General features: G+C 40.5%; 37 protein-coding genes. All 37 read left to right on the top strand.

Annotated elements, in window-relative coordinates; translation table 11 throughout:
- Positions 1-466 precede the first annotated feature (466 nt).
- The 37 genes from ADI86_RS08840 to ADI86_RS08665 all read left to right on the top strand — a co-directional run bounded on the left by ADI86_RS08840 (position 467) and on the right by ADI86_RS08665 (position 25,897).
- On the top strand, positions 467-913 hold the full coding sequence (locus ADI86_RS08840; RefSeq protein ID WP_049532638.1) for a terminase small subunit: 447 nt from the start codon (positions 467-469) through the stop codon (positions 911-913).
- Entirely contained in the window at positions 903-2,159 is a 1,257-nt protein-coding gene (locus tag ADI86_RS08835) for a PBSX family phage terminase large subunit (RefSeq protein ID WP_049532637.1), read from the top strand. Before ADI86_RS08840 ends, ADI86_RS08835 begins: the two co-directional genes overlap by 11 nt.
- An 11-nt stretch (positions 2,160-2,170) precedes the next feature.
- Complete coding sequence (locus ADI86_RS08830) at positions 2,171-3,598, top strand: phage portal protein (RefSeq protein ID WP_065428629.1); 1,428 nt, start codon at positions 2,171-2,173, stop codon at positions 3,596-3,598.
- Positions 3,567-5,117: a minor capsid protein gene (locus ADI86_RS08825; protein WP_049532635.1), complete on the top strand. Its 1,551-nt coding sequence runs from the start codon at positions 3,567-3,569 to the stop codon at positions 5,115-5,117. Before ADI86_RS08830 ends, ADI86_RS08825 begins: the two co-directional genes overlap by 32 nt.
- On the top strand, positions 5,107-5,349 hold the full coding sequence (locus tag ADI86_RS08820; RefSeq protein ID WP_152906158.1) for a hypothetical protein: 243 nt from the start codon (positions 5,107-5,109) through the stop codon (positions 5,347-5,349). The genes ADI86_RS08825 and ADI86_RS08820 overlap by 11 nt, the downstream gene beginning before the upstream one ends.
- Before the next feature lie 59 nt (positions 5,350-5,408).
- Positions 5,409-5,621, top strand: coding sequence for a crAss001_48 related protein (locus ADI86_RS08815; RefSeq protein WP_049532634.1), 213 nt, complete (start codon positions 5,409-5,411; stop codon positions 5,619-5,621).
- Between the two features lie 23 nt (positions 5,622-5,644).
- Positions 5,645-5,899 (top strand): DUF6275 family protein, encoded by a 255-nt coding sequence (locus tag ADI86_RS08810; protein WP_049532633.1) that lies wholly within the window; start codon positions 5,645-5,647, stop codon positions 5,897-5,899.
- Positions 5,900-6,043: 144 nt separating this feature from the next.
- Positions 6,044-6,610, top strand: coding sequence for a phage scaffolding protein (locus ADI86_RS08805; RefSeq protein WP_049532632.1), 567 nt, complete (start codon positions 6,044-6,046; stop codon positions 6,608-6,610).
- A gap of 27 nt (positions 6,611-6,637) precedes the next feature.
- Entirely contained in the window at positions 6,638-7,552 is a 915-nt protein-coding gene (locus ADI86_RS08800) for a hypothetical protein (RefSeq protein WP_049532631.1), read from the top strand.
- 15 nt (positions 7,553-7,567) lie between these two features.
- Positions 7,568-7,828 (top strand): hypothetical protein, encoded by a 261-nt coding sequence (locus ADI86_RS08795; RefSeq protein WP_049532630.1) that lies wholly within the window; start codon positions 7,568-7,570, stop codon positions 7,826-7,828.
- A gap of 17 nt (positions 7,829-7,845) precedes the next feature.
- A complete protein-coding gene (locus tag ADI86_RS08790) occupies positions 7,846-8,199 on the top strand; it encodes a hypothetical protein (RefSeq protein WP_049532629.1) in 354 nt (117 codons plus the stop codon).
- A 1-nt stretch (position 8,200) separates the two neighbouring features.
- Entirely contained in the window at positions 8,201-8,557 is a 357-nt protein-coding gene (locus tag ADI86_RS08785; protein ID WP_049532628.1) for a hypothetical protein, read from the top strand.
- Positions 8,544-8,972 carry an HK97 gp10 family phage protein gene (locus ADI86_RS10695; protein ID WP_053092727.1) on the top strand — a complete coding sequence of 143 codons (429 nt, stop codon included), beginning with the start codon at positions 8,544-8,546 and terminating at the stop codon, positions 8,970-8,972. Before ADI86_RS08785 ends, ADI86_RS10695 begins: the two co-directional genes overlap by 14 nt.
- Entirely contained in the window at positions 8,962-9,384 is a 423-nt protein-coding gene (locus ADI86_RS08775) for a phage tail terminator family protein (RefSeq protein ID WP_049532627.1), read from the top strand. Before ADI86_RS10695 ends, ADI86_RS08775 begins: the two co-directional genes overlap by 11 nt.
- Positions 9,371-9,571 carry a hypothetical protein gene (locus ADI86_RS08770; RefSeq protein WP_049532626.1) on the top strand — a complete coding sequence of 67 codons (201 nt, stop codon included), beginning with the start codon at positions 9,371-9,373 and terminating at the stop codon, positions 9,569-9,571. Before ADI86_RS08775 ends, ADI86_RS08770 begins: the two co-directional genes overlap by 14 nt.
- Positions 9,571-10,854, top strand: coding sequence for a phage tail sheath subtilisin-like domain-containing protein (locus ADI86_RS08765; RefSeq protein WP_049532625.1), 1,284 nt, complete (start codon positions 9,571-9,573; stop codon positions 10,852-10,854). Before ADI86_RS08770 ends, ADI86_RS08765 begins: the two co-directional genes overlap by 1 nt.
- A gap of 18 nt (positions 10,855-10,872) precedes the next feature.
- The gene (locus ADI86_RS08760) at positions 10,873-11,337 is read left to right on the top strand and encodes a phage tail tube protein (RefSeq protein ID WP_049500573.1); all 465 of its coding nucleotides are present in this window, start codon (positions 10,873-10,875) and stop codon (positions 11,335-11,337) included.
- An 18-nt stretch (positions 11,338-11,355) separates the two neighbouring features.
- The gene (locus tag ADI86_RS08755; protein WP_049512800.1) at positions 11,356-11,757 is read left to right on the top strand and encodes a phage tail assembly chaperone; all 402 of its coding nucleotides are present in this window, start codon (positions 11,356-11,358) and stop codon (positions 11,755-11,757) included.
- A 168-nt stretch (positions 11,758-11,925) separates the two neighbouring features.
- Positions 11,926-14,367: a tape measure protein gene (locus ADI86_RS08750; protein ID WP_162489323.1), complete on the top strand. Its 2,442-nt coding sequence runs from the start codon at positions 11,926-11,928 to the stop codon at positions 14,365-14,367.
- Positions 14,368-14,381: 14 nt separating this feature from the next.
- Positions 14,382-15,044 carry a LysM peptidoglycan-binding domain-containing protein gene (locus ADI86_RS08745; protein WP_049532623.1) on the top strand — a complete coding sequence of 221 codons (663 nt, stop codon included), beginning with the start codon at positions 14,382-14,384 and terminating at the stop codon, positions 15,042-15,044.
- Positions 15,041-16,006 carry an XkdQ/YqbQ family protein gene (locus ADI86_RS08740; RefSeq protein ID WP_049532622.1) on the top strand — a complete coding sequence of 322 codons (966 nt, stop codon included), beginning with the start codon at positions 15,041-15,043 and terminating at the stop codon, positions 16,004-16,006. The genes ADI86_RS08745 and ADI86_RS08740 overlap by 4 nt, the downstream gene beginning before the upstream one ends.
- Positions 16,007-16,303 (top strand): DUF2577 family protein, encoded by a 297-nt coding sequence (locus ADI86_RS08735; RefSeq protein ID WP_049532621.1) that lies wholly within the window; start codon positions 16,007-16,009, stop codon positions 16,301-16,303.
- Complete coding sequence (locus tag ADI86_RS08730) at positions 16,300-16,698, top strand: DUF2634 domain-containing protein (protein ID WP_049532620.1); 399 nt, start codon at positions 16,300-16,302, stop codon at positions 16,696-16,698. The genes ADI86_RS08735 and ADI86_RS08730 overlap by 4 nt, the downstream gene beginning before the upstream one ends.
- Positions 16,695-17,750, top strand: a complete 1,056-nt coding sequence (locus tag ADI86_RS08725) for a baseplate J/gp47 family protein (RefSeq protein ID WP_049532619.1) — start codon at positions 16,695-16,697, stop codon at positions 17,748-17,750. The genes ADI86_RS08730 and ADI86_RS08725 overlap by 4 nt, the downstream gene beginning before the upstream one ends.
- Positions 17,737-18,255, top strand: coding sequence for a hypothetical protein (locus ADI86_RS08720; protein WP_162489322.1), 519 nt, complete (start codon positions 17,737-17,739; stop codon positions 18,253-18,255). Before ADI86_RS08725 ends, ADI86_RS08720 begins: the two co-directional genes overlap by 14 nt.
- A gap of 10 nt (positions 18,256-18,265) precedes the next feature.
- Positions 18,266-19,312: a hypothetical protein gene (locus ADI86_RS12140; RefSeq protein WP_049532617.1), complete on the top strand. Its 1,047-nt coding sequence runs from the start codon at positions 18,266-18,268 to the stop codon at positions 19,310-19,312.
- A gap of 1 nt (position 19,313) precedes the next feature.
- On the top strand, positions 19,314-19,793 hold the full coding sequence (locus ADI86_RS08710; protein ID WP_049532616.1) for a phage upper tail fiber protein: 480 nt from the start codon (positions 19,314-19,316) through the stop codon (positions 19,791-19,793).
- Positions 19,794-19,801: 8 nt separating this feature from the next.
- Complete coding sequence (locus ADI86_RS08705; protein WP_049532615.1) at positions 19,802-20,179, top strand: hypothetical protein; 378 nt, start codon at positions 19,802-19,804, stop codon at positions 20,177-20,179.
- A 17-nt stretch (positions 20,180-20,196) separates the two neighbouring features.
- On the top strand, positions 20,197-20,868 hold the full coding sequence (locus ADI86_RS12135; protein ID WP_053092726.1) for a hypothetical protein: 672 nt from the start codon (positions 20,197-20,199) through the stop codon (positions 20,866-20,868).
- Entirely contained in the window at positions 20,861-21,013 is a 153-nt protein-coding gene (locus ADI86_RS12050; RefSeq protein ID WP_162838032.1) for a hypothetical protein, read from the top strand. Before ADI86_RS12135 ends, ADI86_RS12050 begins: the two co-directional genes overlap by 8 nt.
- A gap of 10 nt (positions 21,014-21,023) precedes the next feature.
- Positions 21,024-21,485 (top strand): hypothetical protein, encoded by a 462-nt coding sequence (locus ADI86_RS08695; RefSeq protein ID WP_049532614.1) that lies wholly within the window; start codon positions 21,024-21,026, stop codon positions 21,483-21,485.
- Positions 21,475-21,951, top strand: coding sequence for a carboxypeptidase-like regulatory domain-containing protein (locus tag ADI86_RS08690; RefSeq protein WP_049532613.1), 477 nt, complete (start codon positions 21,475-21,477; stop codon positions 21,949-21,951). Before ADI86_RS08695 ends, ADI86_RS08690 begins: the two co-directional genes overlap by 11 nt.
- A 60-nt stretch (positions 21,952-22,011) precedes the next feature.
- A complete protein-coding gene (locus tag ADI86_RS08685; protein ID WP_241486552.1) occupies positions 22,012-22,275 on the top strand; it encodes a hypothetical protein in 264 nt (87 codons plus the stop codon).
- 5 nt (positions 22,276-22,280) lie between these two features.
- Positions 22,281-24,308 carry an SGNH/GDSL hydrolase family protein gene (locus tag ADI86_RS08680; protein ID WP_049532611.1) on the top strand — a complete coding sequence of 676 codons (2,028 nt, stop codon included), beginning with the start codon at positions 22,281-22,283 and terminating at the stop codon, positions 24,306-24,308.
- An 8-nt stretch (positions 24,309-24,316) separates the two neighbouring features.
- The gene (locus ADI86_RS08675) at positions 24,317-24,610 is read left to right on the top strand and encodes a hypothetical protein (RefSeq protein WP_049532610.1); all 294 of its coding nucleotides are present in this window, start codon (positions 24,317-24,319) and stop codon (positions 24,608-24,610) included.
- 1 nt (position 24,611) lies between these two features.
- Entirely contained in the window at positions 24,612-24,947 is a 336-nt protein-coding gene (locus ADI86_RS08670) for a phage holin (RefSeq protein ID WP_049532609.1), read from the top strand.
- Positions 24,947-25,897, top strand: coding sequence for a peptidoglycan recognition protein family protein (locus ADI86_RS08665; protein ID WP_049532608.1), 951 nt, complete (start codon positions 24,947-24,949; stop codon positions 25,895-25,897). Before ADI86_RS08670 ends, ADI86_RS08665 begins: the two co-directional genes overlap by 1 nt.
- Positions 25,898-25,911 lie beyond the last annotated feature (14 nt).

Raw genomic sequence — 25,911 nt, 5'->3', positions numbered from 1 at the left:
TATTCAAGATAGAAAAAAATTCAAAAAAGCAAAAGTCATCGCCCGTCACAAATGAAAGTGTACTTCGGCAATTAGATTGCCTACTCAAATCTCGCAAGGATGAGAGTAAAGTCAAAGAGTAAAGCAGCTTAGATTTTTAGCGGGGTCTTCGTTAATTGAAAAATGGCTTAGTAGTTTGTGATGTAAGGAGTGATTGGTCTAACCAATCGTGCATGAGTGATACAAGTAGGAATATTTGTGGACAAGATAATAAACTATAAGTTATCAAAAGTCACTCGTTTAAAGCAGTAGTCTCATGCTGGTTAATGGATATATGGTAGACGGATTAAGTCCTATTTCAAGGAATTGAGATGTCACAGGTTCGAATCCTGTCGTTCCAATTGCGATATTAATTCGCAGAGAGAGGTCTTAAAAAGGTCGCACATTGTGTGGCTTTTTTTGATTATAAAAAAGGTGGTGATGGAAAATGAATGATAAACAGAAACACTTCGCTGATGAGTACATCATCAGTAGAAATGCAACACAAGCTGCAATAAAAGCAGGGTATTCTGATAAAACAGCGAGGTCTATAGGACAAAGATTGTTGACAAAAGTTGACATTTCTGAATACATTAAAAAACGTACAGAGGAACTTTTTGACGAACGTTCGATGTCAATTGTAGAAGCCTTGGCAATCTCTGCTAGTATTGCTAGAGGGGAAACTCAACAAGGATATTCTAAAAAAACTGTAAAGATTGCTGAAGGCGTGGAGGTATCGGAAACGACTTATGAATTTACTCCGACGATTGAAGAAAGACAACGCTCTATAGACCACATATTCAGAGTAAATGGCGCGTATTTAGAGAGAAAAGAAATCGAGATGTCTTCGGTTGTTCAATTTGTTGATGATATAGGAGTTAGTGATGAAGCGTAGAATGAGTGAATTTATCCCAAAGGCTTTTTATTCTATGTGGCGTGCAGCATTTGACCCTAAAATCTTACATGTAGTTGAAAAAGGTGGGCGTGGTTCTGGTAAGTCAAGCGACCTAGGACATACTATCATTCAACTGATTATGCGCTATCCAGTCAATGCCGTGTGTATTCGTAAGACAGATAATACCCTAGAACAGTCGGTCTATGAGCAATTGAAATGGGCGATCAGTGAGCAAGGGGTCGGTCATTTATTTAAGATTAATAAATCCCCTTTGAAGATAACCTATATCCCAAGAGGGAATTATATTATCTTCCGTGGTGCTCAAGATCCAGAGCGTATCAAATCCTTGAAAGACAGTCGCTTCCCATTTGCGATTGGCTGGATTGAGGAGTTAGCTGAGTTTAAAACTGAAGATGAAGTAAAGACAATCACCAACTCCCTTCTTCGTGGAGAATTGGCTGACGGTCTTTTTTATAAGTTCTTTTACTCTTACAACCCACCAAAAAGAAAACAATCTTGGGTGAATAAGAAATACGAGAGTGTTATACAGCCTCCTAACACCCACGTACACCATTCAACTTACAAAGATAATCCTTTTATTGCCAAAGAGTTTATCGAAGAGGCAGAGGCCACGAGAGAGCGCTCAGAGAGGCGTTACCGCTGGGAGTATTTGGGCGAGGCTATCGGTTCGGGTGTAGCACCGTTTGAAAATCTGGTATTCCGCAAGATTACAGATGAGGAAATAGCAAGGTTTGATAACATTCGACAAGGAAATGACTTTGGATATGCTAACGACCCTCTGGCTTTTGTGAGATGGCATTACGACAAGAAGAAACGAGTTATCTACGCTATCGATGAAATTTACGGCGTAAAGATTAGCAACCGTGAATTAGCTGAAAGAATCCGTGAGAAAGGCTATCAATCTCAGATGATAACCTGTGATAGCGCAGAACCTAAGTCAATTGATGAATTAAAACTGCAGCTGAATATTCCACTCGTCCAAGGTGCTAAGAAAGGTCCTGATAGTCGTGAGTATGGAGAACGCTGGTTGGATGATTTGGATGCTATTGTGATAGATCCAGAACGCACACCGAACATTGCAAGAGAGTTCGAAAGCGCCGACTATGCAGTTGACCGTGATGGAAATCCCAAGCCTAAACTAGAAGAAGTAAATGACCACACAATCGACGCAACTAGATATGCGTTTGAAGACGATATGAGACAGCCAGGAATATCATTCTGGTAGGAGAAGGAGAAATGTTGAGTAATTGGTTTAAATGGTTAATCAGGCGGTTGTTGATTAAGAATACAACCCAAAATGAAATACTAGAGATTGAGATAAGAGAACACCAGAATTCTGAGAAAGTAAGCACGATGAAAGAGGCTTATGACTACTATCGAAATCGCACAGCTATTCGAAATAAAAAAGTAGATGTAGACTGGCGAACGAACTCAAGGATTGAATTAGGTTTGTTTAAGAAGTTGGTAGACCAGAAGGTCGGTTATTTGTTTTCTAAACAACCGACAATCTCGCTTGAGGGAGAAGAATCACAAGACTTTTTAGACAGCGTATTTGATGAGGACCTTTTATCCACAATTAAGTCACTCGGTAAGGAAGCTGTGATGAAAGGGATAGCCTATGGCTTGCCTTATTACGACGAGAATGGCCGTCTACGCTTGTTTAAAATCCCAAGTGAACAGATTATCCCTTTTTGGAAAGATGAGCGTCATTTGGAATTATCTGCCTTTGTACGTGTCTACAATCAAGCAGTATACGAAAGCGGAGTGAAGAAGACCGAAACCTTTGTAGAATACTACGACGAACAAGGAATTACAGATTATATCTGGACAGATTCACACCTGGAACTCAATCCGCTATCTAAGGAGACCAAGGGAAATTTTTATTATGTCAACGCAGACGGAACACGGATTCCTTACACTTGGGAGAAAGTTCCTCTGATTCCATTTCGTTACAATGAGTATGAGGACGGTCTTTTAGTCCAAACCAAGTCTTTGATTGATAATATTCAACTTCAAATGTCTACTAACGCTGATATGTTGGCAGATATGCCGAAGTTGATTTACGTTTTGAAAAACTATCAGGGCGCAGACTTAGGAGAGTTCATGAATAATCTGAATAAGTTCCGCTCTATCAAAGTTTCTAGTGATGGTGGTGTAGATACCCTGCAAGCAGACAATGATACTAACGGAGTTGAAACAGATATCGAACGCTCGCGTAAGTTCCTGTATGAGGCTGCACGAGCCATTGATACCCAAGATGATAATCTAGGTAATGCGAGCGGTCAGGCTCTTAAATGGCGCTATACAGACCTTGATTTGGATTGTAATGAGCTAGAAAACGAGTTCCAAAAAGGTATCAAGCAATTCCTTTGGTTTGTAGAACAGTATGCAGCTAACAAAGGAGTAGCGTTTGATTCATCTAAATTTACTTATGTCTTTAATCGTGACATCATTTCAAATGAGTCTGAAGCTATTCAAGATTGTGTAAACTCAATCGGTATCTTAGACGATCTAAGCATTCGTGAACAACATCCATGGTATCAACCAGAGGTTGAGGAACGATTGAAAGAACAACAGGAACAAGGACAAGATCCATACTCTCAGACCAATTTCAAAAAGGTAGAGGATGACCATGACGACCAAGGACAAGAAAAAGATAGATGAGTACTGGACTGAGCGAACTTTACAACAGGAACACAACGCTCAGATAGTTGCTGATAGGTACATGGCACAGATTGGCCAATCTTTAGCAGACTATAAACATCAGCTGATTTCTGAGATAGAGAAGTTCTATGCCAGGTATGCAGTTGATAACAAGATGACCCATGCAGAGGCTAAGCAATATCTGACGGATAAAGAGCGTAGAGAGTTTAAGCATGTAACTCTTGAAAGGTTTCGTGAAATGACCTTAAATCCTGACACACCGACACCTTTGTTGGATGCTTTGGGATATCGCCATCGTATTAGTCGCAAGGAGGCTTTGCTTGCCGAAATTGAGCGTCTGACGGCTGAGTTATACGGTAAACCAGACGGCATACATGACAAGGTCACAGAGGCTCTGAGCGACGTCTACATCAAAGGTAAAATCCATCAAGCTAAGAACTTGGCACATTTCGGAATCATAGAGAAACCAATATTGGGTGTCGATGCAGTTAAGCATAAGATGGCTAGTAACTGGAGCGGTAGGACCTTTTCTGAAAATGTGTGGGTACATAAAGAAGTTGCTTATAAGGCAATCAGCGATGTCTTGAATAAAGGCCTAACAGGTGGCTGGTCTATTGATAGAATGGCTAGAGCTCTTTCTGAGCGTACAGGAGTCGCCTATCATAGGGCTGATACGCTTGTCAGGACTGAGACGACCTTTTATAACAACCTCGCGACGTTGGATACTATCAAGGAATTAGGCGGTGACCACTACGAAATTGTAGCGGTTTTAGACAGTCGTACAAGTGAGATTTGCAGGTTAGAAAATCATGAGGTTTATTCTATCAAAGAATACGACCCAGGACGAACCGCACCGCCTTTTCATGTTCGTTGTCGTTCCACTATCAAGCCTGCAGTTAAGTCTGATAAGAAAGGCAAGACTGATAGAACAGAAGAAGCAGAACAGATTAGCCCGTATCTCGATATATTGCTAAATAACGCTCCTGTGAAAATGGCAAAAGAGAAACGTTCTCTGGATGAAATTTTTGCAGGTTGGGAGAGTGAAGGGGAAGCGATTAAAGAAAAACTGTTTGCGAAAGATGGGGAAAAGGTGTATAATCAGGGTATGGATAGAAATAAAGATCCTGATAAGCGTCGACCGGTTAATATCACTAAACAAAAAGAACTACTGAGAAATTTTAAAGAGTCAGGTGGTTTTGTATGGCAAGACGACCAAGCATCTTCCTACTTGAAAAATCGAGGAGTGGATGCATGTTGCTTGGATCATGACATGATTGTTTTACAAAAAAAGCCTCTGATATCAGAAATATTAGAGGAACTATTTCATGCTAAACAATTTAAAGACGGCTTGATTACAGATAGTCGAGAGAGTCAATTGTTAGCAGAAATAGAAGCTCAAGAGTATTTAATCTCAGTGGCATCGAAATTTGATATTCCAAAATCTGAGCAGAGACAGACAAGGATGGCTTTAAAATTTTATAAACAAGAACTAAAGGAGTTGAAAAAACATGAAAAATAAGATAATTGATGTTTTTAAAGTAGCAAATCGTCTTGTTTCGATTACTGTTGAAAACCCTGATCTTTCTGAATTGAGAGTTAATCAGTTTGTAAAAATAGGGGGGAAAGAGTATAGAGTTCACAGTATTCCACTTTTCCATTCAAATCCACCTAAGTCTATCTTAGAGCGAGATACTTTTACAATCGATTATACAGATGACGAATTGGTTGATAAAGAAGTATTATTTAGCTAATTATCAAAGCACCTAGAGAAATCTAAGTGCTTTTTTCGTACTCGGAAAGGAGTAAAGATATGGAAGATTGGAAAGTAAGATTTAGAAAAGAATACTACGAATTGAGAGAACGATACCAAAAGTTGGGTATGATGCTTAGTCAATACGAAAACGGGCAACTAGAGTTTGAACCTAAATGCCCAATTGATTTGTTAAAAGGTCAGCATTCAACGATGTGGAATTATTTAAAAATTCTAGAAAAACGTGCAGAAATTGAAGAAATTAAACTATAAAATCTAAAAATGGAGAAATAAAAATGTTAGAAAAAGCCAAAAAATTAGCATCACAAGAATTTACTCGTCTTTCAGGTCGTGAAATTAAACCTGAAGACTGCTTTGTTGTATGGTTTAGCAAAACTTTGCAAAATTGGAAAGCCCTTGTCAGCATTAATGTGGTTAAAGTTGCAGATTATGCAGAAGTTACTCACAACGGTGACAAACAAGAAACTTATGTTGATGTCTATACTAAAGTTTCAAATCAAGTTTTTGGAGAGGGTAAACTCACCAAGTAACTTAAAACTACTCAAAAATACTTAAAACCGTGTCGAATTCGAGGCGGTTTTCTTTCGCCCTGGGCAAGGCGTTAAAAGGCTTTTTTACTTTACCAAAATGTCGTGGTCGTTGCCACGTTAAACAAACGTATAGGAGGAAAAGAAATGAATCGTAAATTTTTGGAACAGTTAGGATTGACTGAAGAACAAGTTGAAGCAGTTATGTCTGAACACGGGAAATCAACTCAGGACCTACAAGCAAAGGTGTCTGCTGCAGAAGATAATGCCAAGGGCTTGCAAGACCAGTTGAAAGAGCGTGATAAGGACATGAAACAGCTCAAGAAAGACGCTGAGGGCAATGCTGACTTACAACAAAAATACACAGACTTGGACAGCAAGTACAAGACACAACAGAAGGAACATGAACAACAACTCAAGACAATGCAACTAGATCATGCTATTGAAATGCACTTGAGCGGTAAGGTTCATGATGCTGGAATCGTGTCTAGTCTACTAGATAAGTCTAAATTGGGATTAGGTGACAACGGAGCCGTGACTGGATTAGATGAACAGTTGACAGCTTTGAAGGAATCTAAAAGCTTCTTATTTGCTCCAGAAAAGGCTGTAGAACCGCACATCGCTGGTGCTAAACCACAAGGAACAACACAAGAAGAAACAGTTGCTAACGATCTGACAACGCAGATGATTAATGCGTTTACGTCAGATCTATAATCAAAAAATTAGAAAAGAGGAACAAATATGCCAGCAACATTAAACTATGCACAATCTTATCAACAAGGTTTGCAAAAACGCTACAGTGAAAACGGATTGTTATTCACTAACAAACTTTGGAACTCTCCATCCAACACGCTTTTGAAGTTCACAGGAGCTAAAGAAGTCAAAGTACCGCGCCTTTTGATTAAAGAAGGACGTAAAGACCGTACACGTCGCACGATTACGAATATTGACGCTAACTATGAAAATCAATGGGAAACATACACATTGACAAACGAGCGTTACTGGTCAACACTAGTAGACCCATCAGATGTTGATGAAAATAACTATGTTACTTCCATTGCTAACATCACTAAAACATTCAATGATACTGAAAAAGTTCCAGAAATGGATAAATTTATGGTATCTAAATTGTTCTCACGTAAGAAAGCACTTGATACAGAAAGTAAACAAATTAAGTCATTGAATTTGACTGAAGAAAACTTCCTCGCAACATTCGATGAACTGATGGAACAAATGGATGAAGCTGGAGTACCAGCAGAAGGTCGTGTTATTTTCTGTACACCAACTGTTAAACGCATGATCAAGAACATCAAGCAATTTGGTCGTACTGTTAATATCCACGGTCAAGGCACAGTGATTGACCGTTCTATTGGTCGTTTGGACGATGTGACGATTGAGCCGTCTATTCCATCTGACCGTATGAAAACCTTGTACAACTTCACAAACGGTGCTAAGGTTGACCCAACTGCTAAACAAATCCATTTCTTCTTGATTCATATTCCATGTATGGCAGCGCCACAAAAATATGAATTTGTAGGGCTTGACGAACCAAGTGCTGCTTCAAGTGGTAACTACTTGTACTACGAGCAATTTTACGATGATGTATTGCTATTCCAGACTAAGCATGAAGGTCTAGCCTTTGTCGTCGCACCTTAAAGAGGAGGATAGAAAATGTTAACAGTAAAGAAAGATAATCGTGTCCTCAATATTGACGAGTTTGAAAAAGTTACTTTTTTGGAAGATGGATACGATGTGGTAGAAGTTAAGGACGGTGAGTATGTAGTGGTAGAACCAGCTACAGGCGGACGCACTTACACTATTCAAGAGTACAGAGCAGTAGTTGCTGAACGTGACCAAGCTCTAGCTGAACGTGATAATGCTCTGGCCGAGTTTGACAAATTAGCTAAGAAATCCGCTAAGGAAGATAAGTAGAAAGAGAGGTTCTGCTGATGGAGAAGATGACATTTGAAGAAATCCAAAAGCATAATGAAGATGCTAGACAAGCCTTAATTGACTTGTACGAACAACGTTATTCATGCTATCCAGAAGAGTTAGTGGTCGATGAAGTCATGCAGAACATTCTTAATTACTGTAATCGTGAGGATTTTCCTTTAGAGTTGCGATTTGTGGCCATTCAGATGGTTTATGTTGTTTGTAATCCTGACCAAGCTGTCCAAGGCAAGAATATTTCTGTTGGAGATACTCGGGTCGAATTGGGTAAGTCAGACCTTGCCAGACGGGCTGAAAGTGTCTTATCAGACTTTACCAGTCAACTACAGCGGTTCAGAAAGTTGAGGTGGTAGGATGAATATCAATGATGTCCTATCTCAGGCAACGCCAAGTATTGAATGGACCTATGATAAAAAGATGGATGTGTTTACTGCTGTTGAGGGTACGAAGCCTAACGGAGCTGATTTTGTAGAGTTCAAAGAAAGCTATAAGAAGGTTCCATGTCGTGTCTCCGTTCGTAACTTAGTGAATACAGAGCAGAACGAAGCGCATCAACTCAAGACAGAACACAAGATTTTTTGTTCGCCTAAATTTGCTATCAAAGCTGGTAGTAAATTGATTGTGGATGGTATCAAGTACCTGACCAGTGAAGATCCAATGGTTTATGTCACACATCAAGAAATTGTGGTAAGACGACATGAGTGGCTATGATGATAGTGACGTTCAAGAGTTCTTGAAACGACTTGAACGAGCTCAGGCAATCATTGATTCTGAGTTTATGCAGGCTGCTAAAGATATCGGCCTAGCCTTTCTGGAAGAGGTTAAGGAACGAACACCAAAAGGTCTAACAGGAAAGCTCAATCAATCATGGAAGATAGAAGTGACCAAAAACGGGAACGTGTACGAGGTTATCGCATTTAACCCTATGGAGTATGCTTCTTTCGTTGAAAGTGGACACCGCCAACAAGTAGGGCGTTATGTCCCTGCAATTGGTAAGCGATTGGTCAACCCTTGGGTAGAAGGGCGCTTCATGATGAGACTGACAGAAGAACAGATTAAACAAAAAATCCCACAAATTGCGCAACAAATCGAAGAGAGGCTAAAGGAGGAACTAGGTGGATTATAGTATTAGACCACTCGTCATCAAGCAACTCAAAGATGTGTTTGGGTGCAAGGTGTATGATGAACAAATCCAGCAAGGATTGAAAACACCTTGTTTTATTGTAGATGTTAAACCTGTGACTCGGAAGCGGTTGGCAAACCAAAACGATAAGCAGGTTTTTATTGTCTTGCTGCATTACTACACCGAAAAAACAACAGACTTATACCAGAAGTTTGAAGAGATTGAAATGGTGTTTAATTCGCCTTCCTTTCGTTATTTAGGGGATCAATACCCTATCAATGATTTGAAGGTAGAATACAATGCCAATGACTTGATATGCACATTTACAATCACTCGATACGTTCGATGGGTTGAAGAAGAACCGACAATGCAAATATTAGAAAGGATAGGTGAAACTTCTCATGGAAATGAATGAAGAAGTAGGTTACGTAACCGAACCAGTGGAACCAACCACTGAAGATAAATTTGGTAAAGAGGCATTACTCAAGTATTTTGAAGATGATGCAACTTTGTTAAACATTTTGCTGGAAGATGACCAGTCATACTCACTAGCAGAAGTAAGACGTATTTTAGAAGACTGGAGAAAGGGTGTGGCTAACTAATGGCACAATGGACAGTACAGAATAAACGAGTTCCAAAGGCCTACATCAATTTCGTATCGAGAGATGATGTGATTATTCCTTTGGAAGATAATACGATTGCAGCAGTTATGATTGCTGGATCTTGGGGAGAACCTGGTGCCTTCACACTTGTTGATGGTACAAGCAACTTCCGCCAGCTATTCGGTAAACCAATTGATGAACTCCTTCCGATTCGTGAAGCTTTGAAAGGAACTGGCAAGGTCCTTGTTTACAATGGTGTGAACAATACTGGTGCAAAGGCGGTTAAAACAAACGGAGGGATGACTGTTACTGCTAGATATAAAGGAAAAGCTGGTAATAATATCCATGTTATCTTCAAAAAACAAGTTGAGCCTGGTTTTGAAGTAACGACTGTTTTTTGGGGGAAAGAAGTTGATAAACAAATTATCACAACATTGCCATTCAAGAATGATTATATCGATGTAACAGGCATTTTAATAACAGGAGATAAAACATTACTGCTTGAAGGTGGTGCGGATGGTACAACAACTAATTCAGAAGTTGAATCATTTCTCAATGGTTTAGACACGCAAGATTTCCGTGTTTTAGCGCTTGGTACAGAAACAAGTTCAACAAAAGCACTTGTTACGGCTCATATCAAAAAATGGCGAAACGCTGGTCGTTCAGTCATTGCAGTATTGAATGACTATACGGACGCTGACGACGAAGGTGTTGTATCAGTCGGTAACGGGGTTACATTAAGTGATGGTACCAAACTAAGCGCCAAGGACTGTGTATACTTCGTAGCTGGTAAGTATGCAGGGGCTGGCTTGCAATCCAATACATTTAAGTCTTATCCAGGCGCTATTGATTGTGAGCGTAAGAATGAAGCAGAGGCTGAAAAGCTCATCAATAAAGGTCAGCTTATCTTTGCCTATCGAAATGAAAAAGTGATTATCCTGTCAGATGTGAACTCATTTACTAGCTATACGGCAGAACACAGTCGTATTTTTGGTAAGAACAAACTTGTCCGCACCATGGATAATATCAATACCAATGTCAAGTATATCTTTGAGAACTACTTCATCGGTAAAGTACCAAACAACGTGAATGGTCGTGAGTTGTTTAAACAACGAATCATCACAATGGTCCTGGACCCACTGGCTCAAAAGCAAGCCTTGGAGTACCAAGCTAAAGATATTGAGATTTCACAAGGTATTACCAAAGAATCCGTCGTGGTAAACTTGCCAATTGTCTTAACAGATGCTATGGAAATCTTGTACATGACGGTTATCTGTGATTAAGAAAGGAGAAACTAGCTAATGGCTATTATGAACCAATTAGATGCTTTGTCTGCTAAAGAAGGAACGGTCTTCTTTACAATCAATGACAAGCAGTACGAACTAGCAGAGCTTATCTCTCTAGAAGCGAAAATCGAATACACAAAAGCTGATGTTACCCCTCTCAACTCTCGTATGAAGGGTGGTAAGATTGTCGGTGCAGAAGGTACAGGAACTGTGAAGATGTATTACCATCGTCCTGAATTGAAGAAGATGGCTCTTGAATACGTCAAAAACGGGTTGCTACCTCGTATTGATATCAAGTGTACCAATGAAGACCGCACATCTCGCGCAGGTCGCTATACCATCGTTCTGAAAGGGGTTCTGTTCAAAGAATCACTTATCTTCAAACTAGATGGATCAGCAGATGAGGTCATTGACGAAGAAACAGATTTCACATTCCAAGATTTTGATATCTTATCAGAATTCCAAGAAATTACATACTAACACAAGGAGGAAATAGTGGTGAGTGGATTACAAGCATTTTTGAAACAAAACAAAAAAGGAGAAGAGACTAAGGATGTCTTGCTTCCTTCTTTTGAGGAGCCAGTTAAAATTCGAGTGTTGAGCGCTCGTGAAGCGGACTTAATCAATGACCGTTGCTTTGTCAATAAGCCAGGTCGTAATGGACGTCAAGAGCGTGTCTTTGACGGTGTTAAATATAATCGTGAAATCTGTATCGCATCTATCGTGGTTCCTGACCTTAATGATAAAGAATTGCAAGATTCTTACGGAACAATGGGAGCTTCTGAGTTATTCGGTACTATGTTCAATTGGGGCGAAAGTGCCTTGATTTTGGAAGCTGTGACTGAACTTAGTGGTATCAACCAAACATTCCAAGACAAGGTTGACGAGGCAAAAAACTAATAAAAGAGGACGCGGAGGCAAAACTTGCCTACTTCGCCCTCGTAAACTATTACATTCGCCCTAGTGAATTTGTGAATATGGATGTAGAAGAGAAAGCCTTTTTCGCTGCAGTCATGCACGAAGAGTCGGAACAACGTAAAAAAGCAATGAAGAAGTGAGGTGATTCTATTGGCCAATATACAAACAACCATGTCTTTGACCGATAGAGTCACAGGCACTTTAAATAAAATCTATGCGACTATGGAGCGTGTCAAAAACGCAGGTTCTGGCATAGATAAAGCTATGAAGGCTCAAGAGTCCGCTATGAAAAAAGCTGGCGATTCTGGACAATATTTTGTCAATAAAGCTGGGCGAGTCATTGATATCAATGGTAGATTCATAAGTAGCGCAACGCTAGCAGCTGCAGGACTAAAAAAAGAAGAACTGGCTCTAAGAGATTTAGGGAATGCCTCTAATAACGCTTCTAACAAGTTAAGTAAGTTAGTATCTTTGAAAGGTTTGTTAAAGACTGCTTTAACTGGTATTGCGGTTGGTGCAATTACAAAGCAAGCTATAGGCATGTCAGACGAGTATGCCAATATGCACGCCCGTTTAGATATGATTCGAGACAGCACGCAGACGACAGAGGAACTGCAAAAATCTATCTATACATCAGCACAGCGTACAGGTTCAGCCTATACAACCATGGCAAACGGTGTCGCTAAGATGAGGATGCAAGCTGGCGATGTTTTCCAAAACAATGGCGAAACAATTGCCTTTTTGGAAACCATGAACAAATCCTTTGTAGTCGGTGGTGCAAGCATTGAAGAACAAAAAAATGCCATGCTTCAGCTTACTCAGGCTATGGCTAGTGGTAAGTTACAGGGTGACGAATTGCGTTCTCTAGCCGAGACTTCACCAGCCTTAATCCAAGCTATTGCAAACAAGCTAGGCGTTAGCCGTGGTGAGGTTAAAAAACTTGGGGCAGACGGGAAGATAACGGCTGACATTGTCAAAACAGCCATGCTAGAAGCAAGTGAAGCGATTGATCAACAATTTCGCAACATGCCCCTAACCTGGGGCAGGGCATGGCAGAACTTCCTGAACTTTGTGACCAAGGCACTTGAGCCAATATCGATTAAGATTAATCAGATAGTGAACTCGTCCGCATTCCAACAATTTGCCCAGATTGTAGCCACGGTGCTTCAATATGTTGTTCAAGCGGTTATCTTTGCCATGGATATGATTGGAGCTGTTTGGAGTATGTTGGCCCCGATTGCTCAATTTGTCATCGATAACTGGTCTGTGATTCAACCGATTATTATTGCTGTAGCAATCGCTATAGGAACTTATATAGTCGCAATGAACGCAGCAAGAATTGTGACAGGTTTGTTTAGTATTGCTACAAATGTTGCGAAAGCTGCAATGGCTGGTTTGAATGCAGTGATGGCAATGAACCCAATCATGTTGATTGTCATGGCAGTCATTGTCCTTATCGGCCTCTTCTATGCCTTGGTCGCATGGTTTAACAATCTTACTGGTGCAGCTTTATCAGCTACAGGAATTATCATAGGGGCTATATTTTACCTAGGAATGACCATTTGGAATATACTTCTTACTATTGCTAACGTAGCTATCTGGGTGATTAATATGATGTTGCAGGGTGTTTTTTGGTACGTAAATACCGCAATAGCATTCTGGATGTTTCTCTATCAGGCTATCTTAACTATTTTGATAGGTATTTTAGACTTTATCGACTGGTTTGTTACTGGTGCTGTTAACTTATGGAACGAGATGTCTTTCCAAGTTCAAAGCGCTTGGTATGATATTGCTCAAGGTGGCCGTGATATGGCTGTAGCTATTGCAGGATTTGTTGATAGTATGGTCAATAGTGTTATTAGTTCTGTTGAAGGGATGATTAACTCTGTCCTTAGCGGATTTAATAGCATGATTGGCTTCTTGAATGGTCTTGGGTTGAACATCAGTGCAGTTGGTTCGGTTTCGCTTGGTAGAACTAATTTTGCAGGAGATGTAGCTGGTGCGATTGATAGCATGCAAAAACCAGTTAAGAAAACCTTTGAAGGTCTGCACTTGGCAGATGGTCTCAAACAACACAAAGCTAGTTTAGAAACTCCGCACCTTGACACTCCACAACTAGGTTATCTTGAACTTGGAGACCGAATGGGAGCCTTTAATAAAGGTTATGAAATCGGTCAAGGTATCGATAAGGCTGTCGGTGGTTTCTTCAAAGGAGCTGGAGATGCGAACGGTGCAGGAAACAACTTCTTGGGCGACCAAGGAAAGACACCTTACGAACTCAGCCCAGCAAGTTCAGCCCCTGGACAAGGCGACGGAGGAAAAGGTGGCGGTGGCCATAATCCTACTGGTGGTAAATTGGATAAAGTCGGAAAGATTGAGGATGAAATCAAGCTGGACGATGAATACATCAAGCTAATTAAGGACGTTGCGACCATGAAGTGGCAACAGAATTTTATTACCTTGAAACCAGAGATTGTCACCAACATCGACTCCATTAACAACGCTGGACAGTATGCCAACGTATTGGATGATTTGAATGCAACCATTGTAGACGCTTTGAATAACGGCGCTGACGGCCTCATGGCTTACTAGGAAGGAGGTAGCAGATGTTTATATTTATTGAAGGCATTAAATTGCCAGTGAATCCAGAAGAAATCAAACTGGAGGACAAGCAAGGAATTGAGACAGTCGCTATCATCGATACTGGTAACGTTCCGCTTGTCGGAAATCCAGAACTTCAATCGATTGAGTTTGAATCCTTTATTCCTAGTGGAAGATACGACGGAAACTACCAACGTAATAGCCGTGTCTCTCCAGAATCCTTTGTCTCCTCTATTCGTAAATTTAAGACTGAAGGCACTCCTATTCAACTCATGATTGGGGGTGCTTTTGGTTCTGCTATTAACGGGAAATTTCTAGTGGAACAGTTCGATGTATCTACCAAGACAGGATATGAACATGACCTGATCTATAAGATTAAGTTCTTACAATATCGGTCTCATAAACCCCGTAAGGTCACCATCAAAGACAAGCAGGCGCTTGAGGCTACTAAAAAGAAACCGCAGGCGAAAGCCACGGAAGAACGTAGCCCTACGACTGAGAAACCTGCTCAAAAAAGCCATACGGTTGTGAGTGGTGATACCCTGTGGGGGATTGCTCAGACCTTTTATGGAGATGGCAGCCGATATACTGAAATTTACGAAGCCAACAAAGACAAAATCAAAGACCCTCATTGGATTTATCCTGGACAGGAGTTTGTGATACCATGATGCAATTATTCTATCAGAACAATAAAACTGGAGATACATGGGATTTAGCAACTGTGTCTGAAAAGGTTGAATTCAAGACAACTAGAAAAGGGTCGGCTTGGAGCGTGGAGATTAGCTTGTACAACTCTACAAAAGTAGCCTTTGAATATGGTTCTCCACTTGCTTTCAAGCTAGATGACAAAGAGGTATTCTTTGGTTATTTGACCAAAATCAAGTACGAAAAAGATACCAAGACAACCTTGACCTTCCATGACCAGATAAAGTATTTGCTACGCAATATCAACTTCGTTGCCAGGGATAAAAACGTCAATCAAATCGTCTCAGCAATCGCAGGAGATTTCGATTTGAAGATTGGGGAACTAAAAGCCCCAGCCGTGACCTTATCCCCTCAGTTGAAAGAGGATAAGAAGGCTCTGGATATTATCCAGGAGGCCATGGACGAGACCTTGGTACAAAGTGGAGAATTGCTGGTTTTGTATGACAAGTTTGGAGAGTTAACACTAACAACTCCGAAAAACTTACCAATCCAGTACATTATCGGGAATGAATCCTTTATGTCTAGCTTTGAGTTCGAAGGTTCGATTGAAGATAGCGCCAATATTGTCCGCTTGATACAAGAGAACAAAGAAACCAAGAAGAGAGAGGTCTACATCTATCAGGATAGCTACAATATCGGCGCTTGGGGAAAACTTCAGTACATGAAAAAAGTGGATGAGAAAGCAACTGAGGGGCAAATCAAGCAATGGGGCGAAATGCTCCTGAAGATGAAAAACCGTCCCAAAGAAACTTTCAGTCTGAAAGCCGATATTGGCAGCATTGACTTTTTAGCAGGTCATGCAGTCTATGTGGATGTTAAGGATATTGAGAAGAAGGGTTGGTATGTCATTGAAGAGGCAACTCATTCTTTCAGTGCAGAGAAACACACGATGGAGATTAAATTATTTATGGCAGGAGGTGAGTAGATGGAAGTGATAGAAAATTTAAAAAAACTAATCAGTAATTTCATTGAAAATCGCCAGTTCGCCAAGATAACAACAGGTATCGTTTTGTCGGTTTCTCCACTCAAAATCCAATTGACCAATGAGTTGATTTTGGATGATTCCATGCTTGCTGTCACATGGACAGATGAAACATTGGATCCTGAGTACGTAGGTCAAACCCTTCATCTTATCAGACAAGATGGTGGAGGGTTTTATTATGTCTTGTACAAGAAGATTTTCCACTACAAGCGCAAAGTGAAAGGGGGTTCTGATGAATGAGTACTCCTAAAACAAACTTTTTAAACATCGCAAAAAATGTTGTTGAAGCTAAGAAACAGCCTAGCTTAACACTAGATGAAACCAATATCTTGCTAGAAACAGACGGTATCCATGCTTTGAAGCAATCTATCAGACGCATGCTGACGACTGAACGGTTCATCTATACGATTTATGATCATCGGTACGGTGTAGAGTTAGATGCTCTATTTGGTGGGGATATGGATTATGCCCAGATGGATATCGCACGGCGCATAAAAGAAGCCTTGTATGAAGATGACAGGATTCATGAGGCTCACTCTTTTTCTACTAAGGTAAAGAAAGATGAGTTTTATGTGCAGTTCATGGTTGATAGTGATTTCGGGACATTTGAGATGAATTTGGAGGTGAAAAGATGATAAAGGTAAAAACATATCCAGAAATTTTAGAGGATATGCTGGCCTTGTTTGATGATAAGTATGATAAAAGACAAGGGTCTGTCTTGTACAATCTAGTTGCGCCTGCAGCTCGAGAAGTCGCCATTCAGTATACGGTCTTAAAATCGTATGAGGAAGTCAACTTTTTAGATACTAGTACAGGAATCTTCCTAACTCGATTATGTAGACAGTTCGGAGTTGAGCGCTTACCAGCTACAGCATCAGTTCGATTGGTTCAATTCAAACAGGAAATACCACTCGGAACCCGTTTTAGTGTGGTTAATAGCGAGTATAATTTCCGTGTCTTAGAACGTCGCTCTGGATTTGAGTATAGTGTAGTGGCTGAACAGGTCGGAAATGCACCTAACTATGTAAGAGGGCAACTCATTAATATTGATGTATTGAGCGACTTTAAAGGGGCAGAAATCGGCTCTGTTATCGTCGTAGGCGAAGACGAAGAGACGGATAAGCAACTTCGTAAACGTACCATTGAGTACTTGAAAACACCGACTTTAAATGGGAATATTGCCCAATACAAGAAATGGGCCAGTGAGTTTGTTGGTGTTGGTTCAGCACTTATTGAACCACTCTGGAAGGGAGAAAACACGGTACGTGTTTCCATCACAGATGCCGACGGTAATGAAGCGAGTGCAGAGCTGGTAAAGAAGTTCAAGAATTACTTGGATCCTGAACCAAGTGGCCATGGGTTAGGTGTGGCTCCGATTGGTGCTTATGTGACCGTGCAATCTGTAAGTGGCTACAACGTTCGTATTACTGCAACTATCAAGATTGATGAAGATGTAGACATTGAAACAATCAAGAACGAGGCGAGAATCCAACTCATTAAATACTTACGTGAAGAAGCATTTGAAGAGAAAGAGGTTCGGAACTATAAAGTTGCCACAATCATTGACAGAATCAATGGGGTTCGAGATGTGGACCGTGTTTTGTTGAACGACAGGGAACAGAGTATCGAATTATCAAATACGATGTTGCCTAAGCTAACGGAGGTAACTATTAATGTCGCACGTTAGATATCGTATGTTATCGGCTTTGCCAGAGGTCTTAGATCCAACAATCAATGATTTATTTGAGACTGAAATTCCAGAGTTGGAATTGATTACAGACTTAATCTTTGATACTAGACGGTTGATGTTGCTGCCAGAAGCAACGGAAGACTGGATTACACGTTGGGAAAAGGCTCTTCAGGTAAAACCGAAAACAACCGACTTGGAAGAACGAAGGCGGTATCTAATCACTTTAATTTCTTCCAAAATTAAAATCAACTCAGTGAGTTTACAAAAAATTACAAAGAGCTTTACGAATATCAATAACTTAGTAACGGTCAAGGGTTCAGCGGTACATATCCGATTTTTAGGGCAATTACCGACGGGGTATTTGAACCGTTTCTTAAAGTATGTGCGTGAGTTGATTCCTGCTCATTTAGGAATCCAATTCTCGGTTGAAGCACCAATGATGAATACAATTTATATTAGCGCTCATACATTCAGTGATATTCGTTCAGTGCGATTTGAATAGGAGGAAATAAATGGGATATTTTATCCAGCCTATTGTAACTGATAAAGCAATCAGCGAAACAGCCTTAGCAATTCAAAATAGAGAACCACTGGTTTTCACTCGAATAGCTTTGGGTAGCGGCCGGCATCGGACGGACATTGGCAAGAAGAACAATATTGCACAAGTAGTTCATTCTCTGCAAGTGACACAGTCTTTATCGACTGATGTAGCTGATACAATTCGTCTAACAGCTCGGTTTGATAATTCACGGATTGAGCGCGAAATGATCATAAATGAAATCGGTGTGTTTGCAAAACGTGGGAATCACGAAGAGTTCATGTACATGTATACTTGGGCAGAGCAGGGAGATGTAATTCCTCCTAAAACATCTGCTTATGTATATCGAGATTATGATTTCAATACAACTATCAGCAAGAATAGCCAGATTACCATTCAATATAATGCGACTAACTTGGTTTATGCAACTGTCCCTGAATTGAAAGCGACAGAAAGAAAACTACAAACCAGTATCGATAATCACATTAGAGATGTTCCACGCCATGTTTCTGACCAGGAACGAATACGTTGGAATGGGAAGGCCGATGCAATCCACCGTCATAGGGTAGCTGATATCGATGGTCTTGAAGCGATTATCGGCAACCAAACAACAAATAAAGCAAATCAAGCAGACCTTACTGCTCACATTCAAAATCGAAACAACCCACACAATGTTACCAAACAACAAGTGGGACTAGGGAATGTCACGAATGTTGAGCAAGCAAGTAAGCAAGATTTTAACAATCACACAACTAATCACAACAATCCACATAGCGTTACGAAGCAACAAGTTGGGCTTGGTAACGTAGACAACGTTAGACAAGCAAGCTATGAGTCTGTAGAGGCTTTGAAGCGTGAGTTTCAGGAACACGAAGATAGACTAAATGCTATCGAGTACATGTTCTTACAAAACGACTTCACTGCTCCAATTCGTACAGACGACGGTACAGAACATGCCTTACTTGCTGATGAAAATGGTCATGTGATTGTCGCAGATTGGAAATATAGAATGGAGGTATAAGATGGCAGTAATTAGTACACAGACACGAAAAGTAACTGATTTGCCACAGGCTAGTCAGGTCAACAACTCGGACAACATCATGATTCATGATGGCCGTGGGTTGAAGAAAGTATCTGTGCAGACATTAAAAAATGGAATCAGTAGCAATGTATCAGTGGCAACATCTAGCTCAAACGGGATTGTCAGGCCAGATAATCAGACAACAGAGGTGTCGAATGGTGTGATGAAAGCCAAGACTGCAACTAGTGGGCAGGCTGGTGTGGTGAGACCTGATAACTCAACGATTACAGTCGATAGTTCGGGTGTTTTACGAGTAAACAGGTCAGCGCTTGGGATTCCAAGCACACCGTCCGAAGTAGTTGCACACAAGCTGATTAACCAAAACGGAAACCAGCAAATGAAATACTGGTACGGTTCGAAAGCCCAGTATGATGCAATCAGAACGAAAGATTCGAACACAATCTATGATGTGTATGAGTAGGTGATGTTATGGCTACAAGAGAAGGAATTTATGTTGGTGGTAAAGACATTGTCGAGCGATATGTGGGTGACAAACTTGTCTGGAGCAAGTGGGTCTACGTTGGTTGGTTTCAATACTTATACCCCCCAACAGAATCAGAAGACTATTTAGTTTTTGATATAACTGCTAAAGGCGGTTTCTTCAATAATAATTATCGTGAAGAAAACAAGGTGAATAGTGTAAAAATAAGAATCCAACATTCAAATGATACTATAACTACCGTGTACGCTAAATACGCGTATATAACACCCCGTACATTATATGTTAAATTTTGGGATAGCAATCAAAAGCAAGTATTAAAAAATAATTTTAGAAGTGGCGATTCGCTATATTTTTATTTTAAATAAACAGGAGAACATTAAACATGGAATTTGTATTAGTAAATAAATTTTTCAGAGTTGGCAAGACGGAAGTTTCTATTCAATGTGACAAGCCTTTTACTTTTTTCACTCGTGAGTTAGAGGGTGACCGTTTGGGAGATATGGATGAAACGCTCATTGAAGCAGTCAAAGAGATTCTACGCACCGAATTAGACCCTACAAGTGCTATCGTTAAGAACCAAGAACAGTTGGCTAAAACGACTGCAGCACTTGAACAAGCGAATCAGCTTATGGAAGGTATGCAGAAGATCAGCTTGCATAATACTGATGATATCGAGGAAATCTTTGCACGCTTGGAAGTACTTGAGAAACATAATGGCATTGATCATGAACACGAGGATGAAGCAGAGGGACATGAAGAAGCACCACACGTTGCTGAGGCAGAGACAACTCCTGCTGAACCTGCTCCAGTAACTCCACCAGTTCAAACAGAGCCACAACCAGCTACAGAAGTAGCCACAAACGGAGTTCCTAATGTGGTCGTATCTGAACCAGTACCAGCGCAACCGACTACTGAACAGCCAGTAGCAGAAGCGCCTACCCAACCTGCACCAGCAGTAGAACAACCAACAGAAAGCGAGACAGAACATGAAATTCCTACACCGACAAGCGAAGCGAGCACTAGTGAAAACAATGGAGGTAGCAACAATGAGTAAAATTACATTAGACCAAGCTAAAATCGACATGTACATCAACCTGCTGAAACGTGGAGCGATTGACTTTTCATTTGTCAATAAACGCTTCCGAGAACGTGTACGAAAAGAATTGGAACGCCTTGGCTTGAGCCATTTGGCGAACTAGCGAGGTGCCTATGGACGTCTTACAATCAACAGAACATTTCTTCATGAACGTGCTACCAGTGGCTACTCCAATCATCATAGCTTGGTTGGGCTATAAAGTGCCGAAGAAATCAAAGGAACTGACAGACCAAATCATTTCTGAATTGAATGATGTCAAGAAACAAATCAAAGATGTCCAGATTACTGCTGACGAGAACAACGCCAAAATTGATGAAGTACAGGAAAAGCTAAAACTACACGACGATGCGCACCTTGTCACGATGAGGATGCGCCTCGATCGTGATATTCGCAGGGCAATCCGTCGTGGTTTTACTATGAAAGATGAGTTTTATGTGGTCGAGAACATGCACAATAGCTATAAAGCTTTGGGGGGCAATGGCTACATAGATCACTTGTACAACAATTTTGAGTTGTTGCAGATTAGAGATGACATCTTAGTCGAAGATGAGAAAGGGGCGCAGAATGGGTTGTAATCTCAATACGACCAATCTTGATCAAGTTGATGGCGGTCACCTCATCAAGCAGGGTGATGTAGCTTCTACCTTTGGATTTGTCCTCTTAAACGAAGATTATCGAGCCGTCTCCTCTCTTGAAGGGAAGGTGGCGGTCGTTAGTCTGACCATGGGCAAGTACCAATGGAAGAAAAAGGTAACTGTCACGAACTCAGGCGTGAATTTTAATCTGGACGCTATCTTGCCAATCGGGGAATACCGCTTAGAGGTTAGTGCTGGTGGGTATATTTTCCCAAGTGACAAAGAAACCCACATCAAGATAGTCGCTTCAGATAAGGAATTGGTCACAGAAGAAGTCCATGCTCTCAAAGAGCTGGATATTGCTGAAGAAGTAAAAAAACAACTTGCAGAAAGACCTGCAAGCGAAGGTGGAGTATGTCCGGAAATTCCAGACCTGCTCATGTACTATAACTTAGGAAAGGTGTAAAACATGGATACAAGTAAATTAATTGCATTCGCTCAGGCATTGGGAGCGGATAGCAAAGCGATGAAGCAGTTGGTCGATACAAAGATTGACAACGATACGTTAATGCAGGCTATCGAGCAGGCGAAAATCGCAGTTAAGAATGATATTTTGGGCGATGGTATCCCTGAAAATCTTGACACTCTGAAAGAGATTGCTGAAAAAATCGCTAGCTTGAGTGGAGATGTTGAGACTGCAGTCGTGCAAAAGTTGGCTGATCTTGGCCGTCGTATTGACGAATTTGCCAATGTTGACCTAGTGGCAACCTATAATGCAGCGAAAGCGTGATTGCTATGAATAACCTTGAAAATCTAGCAACGGAAATCGGTAAGGATATCAAGGATATCAAGACACGTTACGCAACCAAGGAAGAAATGCACGAAGCAACTGAGATTGACTATTCTCGGATTGTGACGCATGAAGAACTTGAAGAAAAGCATTATCTAACTGAACATCAGAATATTTCTCATCTAGCTACTAAAGCGGAGGTAATCACAAAACTAGATAAGATTGATTTCGACCTGTTTAAACGTGACGTTGTCACACACAACGATTTAGCTGGCAGAAACTACCTGACGGAACATCAATCGCCAACTGACGGCGTACCTAACCCGTTCGGCGTCTTATTCGACGGATTATTAACTATTGATCGCAAGAATAAAACAGTATCCTTAAAAAAAGATACATGGATTTCGTTTGGAAATAAAAATTATGCTCCAAATGATAATTTGAGCATTAGTTACGAACCAACTGGCTTATCAGAATATGTTGTTTACGACTTCCAAAATAAAGGGTTAACCGTGATGACTTTGGCGAACGTTAAGAACATCACGTCAACGCAAGTCATACTTGCTATTATGTATAAGAGTACTTTACATTACCCAGTTAATTCTATGTTCGTTAAGACAATTGGCTACTCAGAATATGCGCAGGATAGCTTAATCGGTTCGGTTGTACAAGGTAAAATAATTTATGACAATTATTCAAAAACGTTTAGTTTTATCGGATTCGGAGAACAGAATGAGATTATTGTTTCAAAGGGTACAAGTTACTACTCGATAAAAGAACATGAAAATCTTCAACTTACTAGCGGATTCTTACATCATCTTATTTTAGATACTATAGAAAATAAGTTTAAGCTAGTAAAGAGTTCAGTGATGTCTAGTGGAGCAACTTTTACAAGTAAGAATACAGATATTTTGATTGCATCAATATATCTTGGAGAGCTCACGCATTATTCTAATAATAATTTTATTGAGACTACAAAATCATTATTAAACAATGTATGGCAATTAGAAGAACTGATTGTCGACCTTCAGACTAAAAAAACTGTTATTGTGACGCTGGGAGACAGCACTACCGATGGCTGGAGGACTTCAAATTACACCAGCAACAACGATAATATTAATAATCTAAAAGACGGGGATAATACATATTCTGGAGTACTCAATAATATTATTAATCAACAAAGTGGATATAATTTTAATCATACAATTTATAATCGAGGTTTTTCTGGAAAAAATATTAGCTGGCTCCGTCAAAATTTGGATGCTGTTCTGTCTCCAATAAATGAACCAATTAATTATGCATTTATCGCTATGGGAATAAATGATATGGTATATGATGCTAGTAAGATTAAATCATTTCGAGACGATCATATCAATGTTATCAATCGATTGTTGATAAAAGGCATTAAACCTGTACTAATGAGTACTCAAGCTGAATTTGAGAATTACAAACGATTTGGTTCGAAGATTAATGCGATAGCCGACAACATCAAGAAGGATTTAGCTGCAGAATTGGGATTGCCATTTATTGATTATAATGCAGGTACACAAAATATTTTGAATAATTCAGAATATAAGACTAAGGAATTAATTCCTGATATGTGTCACTTTGGAGATCTTGGCCATCAAAAAGGGGCAGAATTCTTAGCTAGTCAGTTGATTCCTCAAACGGTATTTGTTTCAGGGGTTAGTAAAATTGGGTATCAAAATAACAAGGCGGCATCTGATTTGAATTATTCAGATTATTTGACTGATGAACAAAAAGAAGTCAAGTGGATTAATAGAACAGATAACTTTGATTTAGAAGGTCAATTAAATTCCGCTCAAACAAAGACAATGTTTGAGGTCTCGGTTTATATTGAACGTCCGTCAATTGTCCACTATTTTGGAGACAACGTGATTGTGACATCAAATGGACAGTCATTATCAGATGGAGCTGTGCTCGATATCGGATTTTATCGAATTACAGCTAAGAACATCCCTGGAGTTGCTAGCAAATTCCGTGGCTTGAAATTTAATTTGAAGGAGGTGTAACATCGCCGATTGAAGAAGCTGAAAAAATCGCTCATAGTCAGGTAGCTTGGGCGATTTTGTTTATTTTGCTTTTCTTTATTATCATTCGATATCTAATCAAAACTTCGGACAAGCGAGAGAAGAAGATTATGGATTTGCACGAGCAATCAAAGACCGACTCTAACAGACGAGAAGAACGGTTGATGACTCACCTAGAAAAGACCACTACAGAATTAACAACAATCACTCACACGGTCGGAGACATTCAAAAAGAAATGGTCCGCATGAACGACCGCATGGAAGAAATCGAAAAAGGAGAATAACATGCAACAAATCACAGAAATTATCACAAACGGAGCAGTCAGCATCCTTGTCATTTTGGCAGGGGTGGCAGTTAAAGCAGTCAAAGACTACCTGGTTCAAAAGGGCGGGGAAAAGACCATCAAGATCGTTGAAATCTTGGCTAAGAACGCAGTCAATGCAGTTGAGCAAGTCGCCTCTGAAACTGGTTTTAAAGGCGAAGAAAAGTTGGAACAAGCACGCACTAAAATTCGTGCTGAGCTGACCAAATATAACATCAGCATGACTGATAAGGACTTGGATACCTTTGTGGAGTCAGCCGTGAAGCAGATGAACGACGCATGGAAAGGACAAGAGTAATGGATATCGATACAAGCAGACTACGTACAGGATTGCCCCAGGTTGGTGTGCAACCTTACAGACAGGTACATGCGCACTCTACGGGAAACCGCAACTCAACCGCTCAAAACGAGGCAGACTACCACTACAGAAAGGACCCTGAACTTGGGTTCTTTTCTCACGTTGTCGGTAATGGCAGAGTTATGCAGGTAGGCCCTGTAAATAACGGATCTTGGGACGTTGGGGGCGGTTGGAACGCTGAGACCTATGCAGCAGTTGAACTGATTGAAAGCCATTCAACTAAGGAAGAGTTCATGACAGACTACCGTCTGTATATCGAATTGTTACGCAATCTAGCAGATGAAGCAGGTTTGCCAAAAACGCTTGATACAGACGACTTGGAAGGCATCAAAACGCACGAATACTGTACCAATAACCAACCTGACAACCATTCAGACCATGTTGACCCTTATCCCTATCTGGCTAAATGGGGTATCAGCCGTAGCCAATTCAAGCAGGATATTGAAAACGGCTTGAGCGTTGAGACTGGCTGGCAGAAGAACGACACAGGCTACTGGTATGTACACTCAGACGGATCTTATCCAAAAGACAAGTTTGAGAAGGTCAACGGAACCTGGTATTACTTCGACAGCTCAGGCTACATGCTTGCAGACCGTTGGAAGAAGCACACAGACGGCAATTGGTACTGGTTTGACAAATCAGGAGAAATGGCCACAGGTTGGAAGAAAATCGCTGACAAGTGGTACTACTTCAATGTAGAAGGTGCCATGAAGACAGGTTGGGTCAAATACAAGGACACTTGGTACTATCTTGATAGCAAGGACGGGAACATGGTATCTAATGAATTCGTCAGAGCAGGTCAAGGCTGGTACTACCTCAAACCAGACGGAACAATGGCAGACAAACCTGAGTTCACAGTGGAGCCAGATGGCTTAATTACGACTAAATAAAATGTGATATAATG

This window comes from Streptococcus pseudopneumoniae (genome assembly GCF_001074975.1).
Taxonomy (GTDB): domain Bacteria; phylum Bacillota; class Bacilli; order Lactobacillales; family Streptococcaceae; genus Streptococcus; species Streptococcus pseudopneumoniae_D.
Note: the sequence above shows the minus strand (reverse complement) of the source record. Positions and strands in the feature narration are given on the sequence as shown.

Bases quoted from the DNA above. Each gene is read 5' to 3' on its own strand.
- ADI86_RS08800 (WP_049532631.1), top strand. From the start codon at position 6,638: ATGCCAGCAACATTAAACTATGCACAATCTTATCAACAAGGTTTGCAA.
- ADI86_RS08810 (WP_049532633.1), top strand. From the start codon at position 5,645: ATGTTAGAAAAAGCCAAAAAATTAGCATCACAAGAATTTACTCGTCTT.
- ADI86_RS08815 (WP_049532634.1), top strand. From the start codon at position 5,409: ATGGAAGATTGGAAAGTAAGATTTAGAAAAGAATACTACGAATTGAGA.
- ADI86_RS08830 (WP_065428629.1), top strand. From the start codon at position 2,171: ATGTTGAGTAATTGGTTTAAATGGTTAATCAGGCGGTTGTTGATTAAG.
- ADI86_RS08740 (WP_049532622.1), top strand. From the start codon at position 15,041: ATGATGCAATTATTCTATCAGAACAATAAAACTGGAGATACATGGGAT.
- ADI86_RS08710 (WP_049532616.1), top strand. From the start codon at position 19,314: ATGGCAGTAATTAGTACACAGACACGAAAAGTAACTGATTTGCCACAG.
- ADI86_RS08720 (WP_162489322.1), top strand. From the start codon at position 17,737: ATGTCGCACGTTAGATATCGTATGTTATCGGCTTTGCCAGAGGTCTTA.
- ADI86_RS08825 (WP_049532635.1), top strand. From the start codon at position 3,567: ATGACGACCAAGGACAAGAAAAAGATAGATGAGTACTGGACTGAGCGA.
- ADI86_RS08835 (WP_049532637.1), top strand. From the start codon at position 903: ATGAAGCGTAGAATGAGTGAATTTATCCCAAAGGCTTTTTATTCTATG.
- ADI86_RS08770 (WP_049532626.1), top strand. From the start codon at position 9,371: ATGGAAATGAATGAAGAAGTAGGTTACGTAACCGAACCAGTGGAACCA.
- ADI86_RS08690 (WP_049532613.1), top strand. From the start codon at position 21,475: ATGGGTTGTAATCTCAATACGACCAATCTTGATCAAGTTGATGGCGGT.
- ADI86_RS12135 (WP_053092726.1), top strand. From the start codon at position 20,197: ATGGAATTTGTATTAGTAAATAAATTTTTCAGAGTTGGCAAGACGGAA.
- ADI86_RS08805 (WP_049532632.1), top strand. From the start codon at position 6,044: ATGAATCGTAAATTTTTGGAACAGTTAGGATTGACTGAAGAACAAGTT.
- ADI86_RS08735 (WP_049532621.1), top strand. From the start codon at position 16,007: ATGGAAGTGATAGAAAATTTAAAAAAACTAATCAGTAATTTCATTGAA.
- ADI86_RS10695 (WP_053092727.1), top strand. From the start codon at position 8,544: ATGAGTGGCTATGATGATAGTGACGTTCAAGAGTTCTTGAAACGACTT.
- ADI86_RS08760 (WP_049500573.1), top strand. From the start codon at position 10,873: ATGGCTATTATGAACCAATTAGATGCTTTGTCTGCTAAAGAAGGAACG.
- ADI86_RS08765 (WP_049532625.1), top strand. From the start codon at position 9,571: ATGGCACAATGGACAGTACAGAATAAACGAGTTCCAAAGGCCTACATC.
- ADI86_RS08665 (WP_049532608.1), top strand. From the start codon at position 24,947: ATGGATATCGATACAAGCAGACTACGTACAGGATTGCCCCAGGTTGGT.
- ADI86_RS08730 (WP_049532620.1), top strand. From the start codon at position 16,300: ATGAGTACTCCTAAAACAAACTTTTTAAACATCGCAAAAAATGTTGTT.
- ADI86_RS08785 (WP_049532628.1), top strand. From the start codon at position 8,201: ATGAATATCAATGATGTCCTATCTCAGGCAACGCCAAGTATTGAATGG.
- ADI86_RS08725 (WP_049532619.1), top strand. From the start codon at position 16,695: ATGATAAAGGTAAAAACATATCCAGAAATTTTAGAGGATATGCTGGCC.
- ADI86_RS08695 (WP_049532614.1), top strand. From the start codon at position 21,024: ATGGACGTCTTACAATCAACAGAACATTTCTTCATGAACGTGCTACCA.
- ADI86_RS08685 (WP_241486552.1), top strand. From the start codon at position 22,012: ATGAAGCAGTTGGTCGATACAAAGATTGACAACGATACGTTAATGCAG.
- ADI86_RS08790 (WP_049532629.1), top strand. From the start codon at position 7,846: ATGGAGAAGATGACATTTGAAGAAATCCAAAAGCATAATGAAGATGCT.
- ADI86_RS08795 (WP_049532630.1), top strand. From the start codon at position 7,568: ATGTTAACAGTAAAGAAAGATAATCGTGTCCTCAATATTGACGAGTTT.
- ADI86_RS12140 (WP_049532617.1), top strand. From the start codon at position 18,266: ATGGGATATTTTATCCAGCCTATTGTAACTGATAAAGCAATCAGCGAA.
- ADI86_RS08745 (WP_049532623.1), top strand. From the start codon at position 14,382: ATGTTTATATTTATTGAAGGCATTAAATTGCCAGTGAATCCAGAAGAA.
- ADI86_RS08670 (WP_049532609.1), top strand. From the start codon at position 24,612: ATGCAACAAATCACAGAAATTATCACAAACGGAGCAGTCAGCATCCTT.
- ADI86_RS08840 (WP_049532638.1), top strand. From the start codon at position 467: ATGAATGATAAACAGAAACACTTCGCTGATGAGTACATCATCAGTAGA.
- ADI86_RS08705 (WP_049532615.1), top strand. From the start codon at position 19,802: ATGGCTACAAGAGAAGGAATTTATGTTGGTGGTAAAGACATTGTCGAG.
- ADI86_RS08820 (WP_152906158.1), top strand. From the start codon at position 5,107: ATGAAAAATAAGATAATTGATGTTTTTAAAGTAGCAAATCGTCTTGTT.
- ADI86_RS08680 (WP_049532611.1), top strand. From the start codon at position 22,281: ATGAATAACCTTGAAAATCTAGCAACGGAAATCGGTAAGGATATCAAG.
- ADI86_RS12050 (WP_162838032.1), top strand. From the start codon at position 20,861: ATGAGTAAAATTACATTAGACCAAGCTAAAATCGACATGTACATCAAC.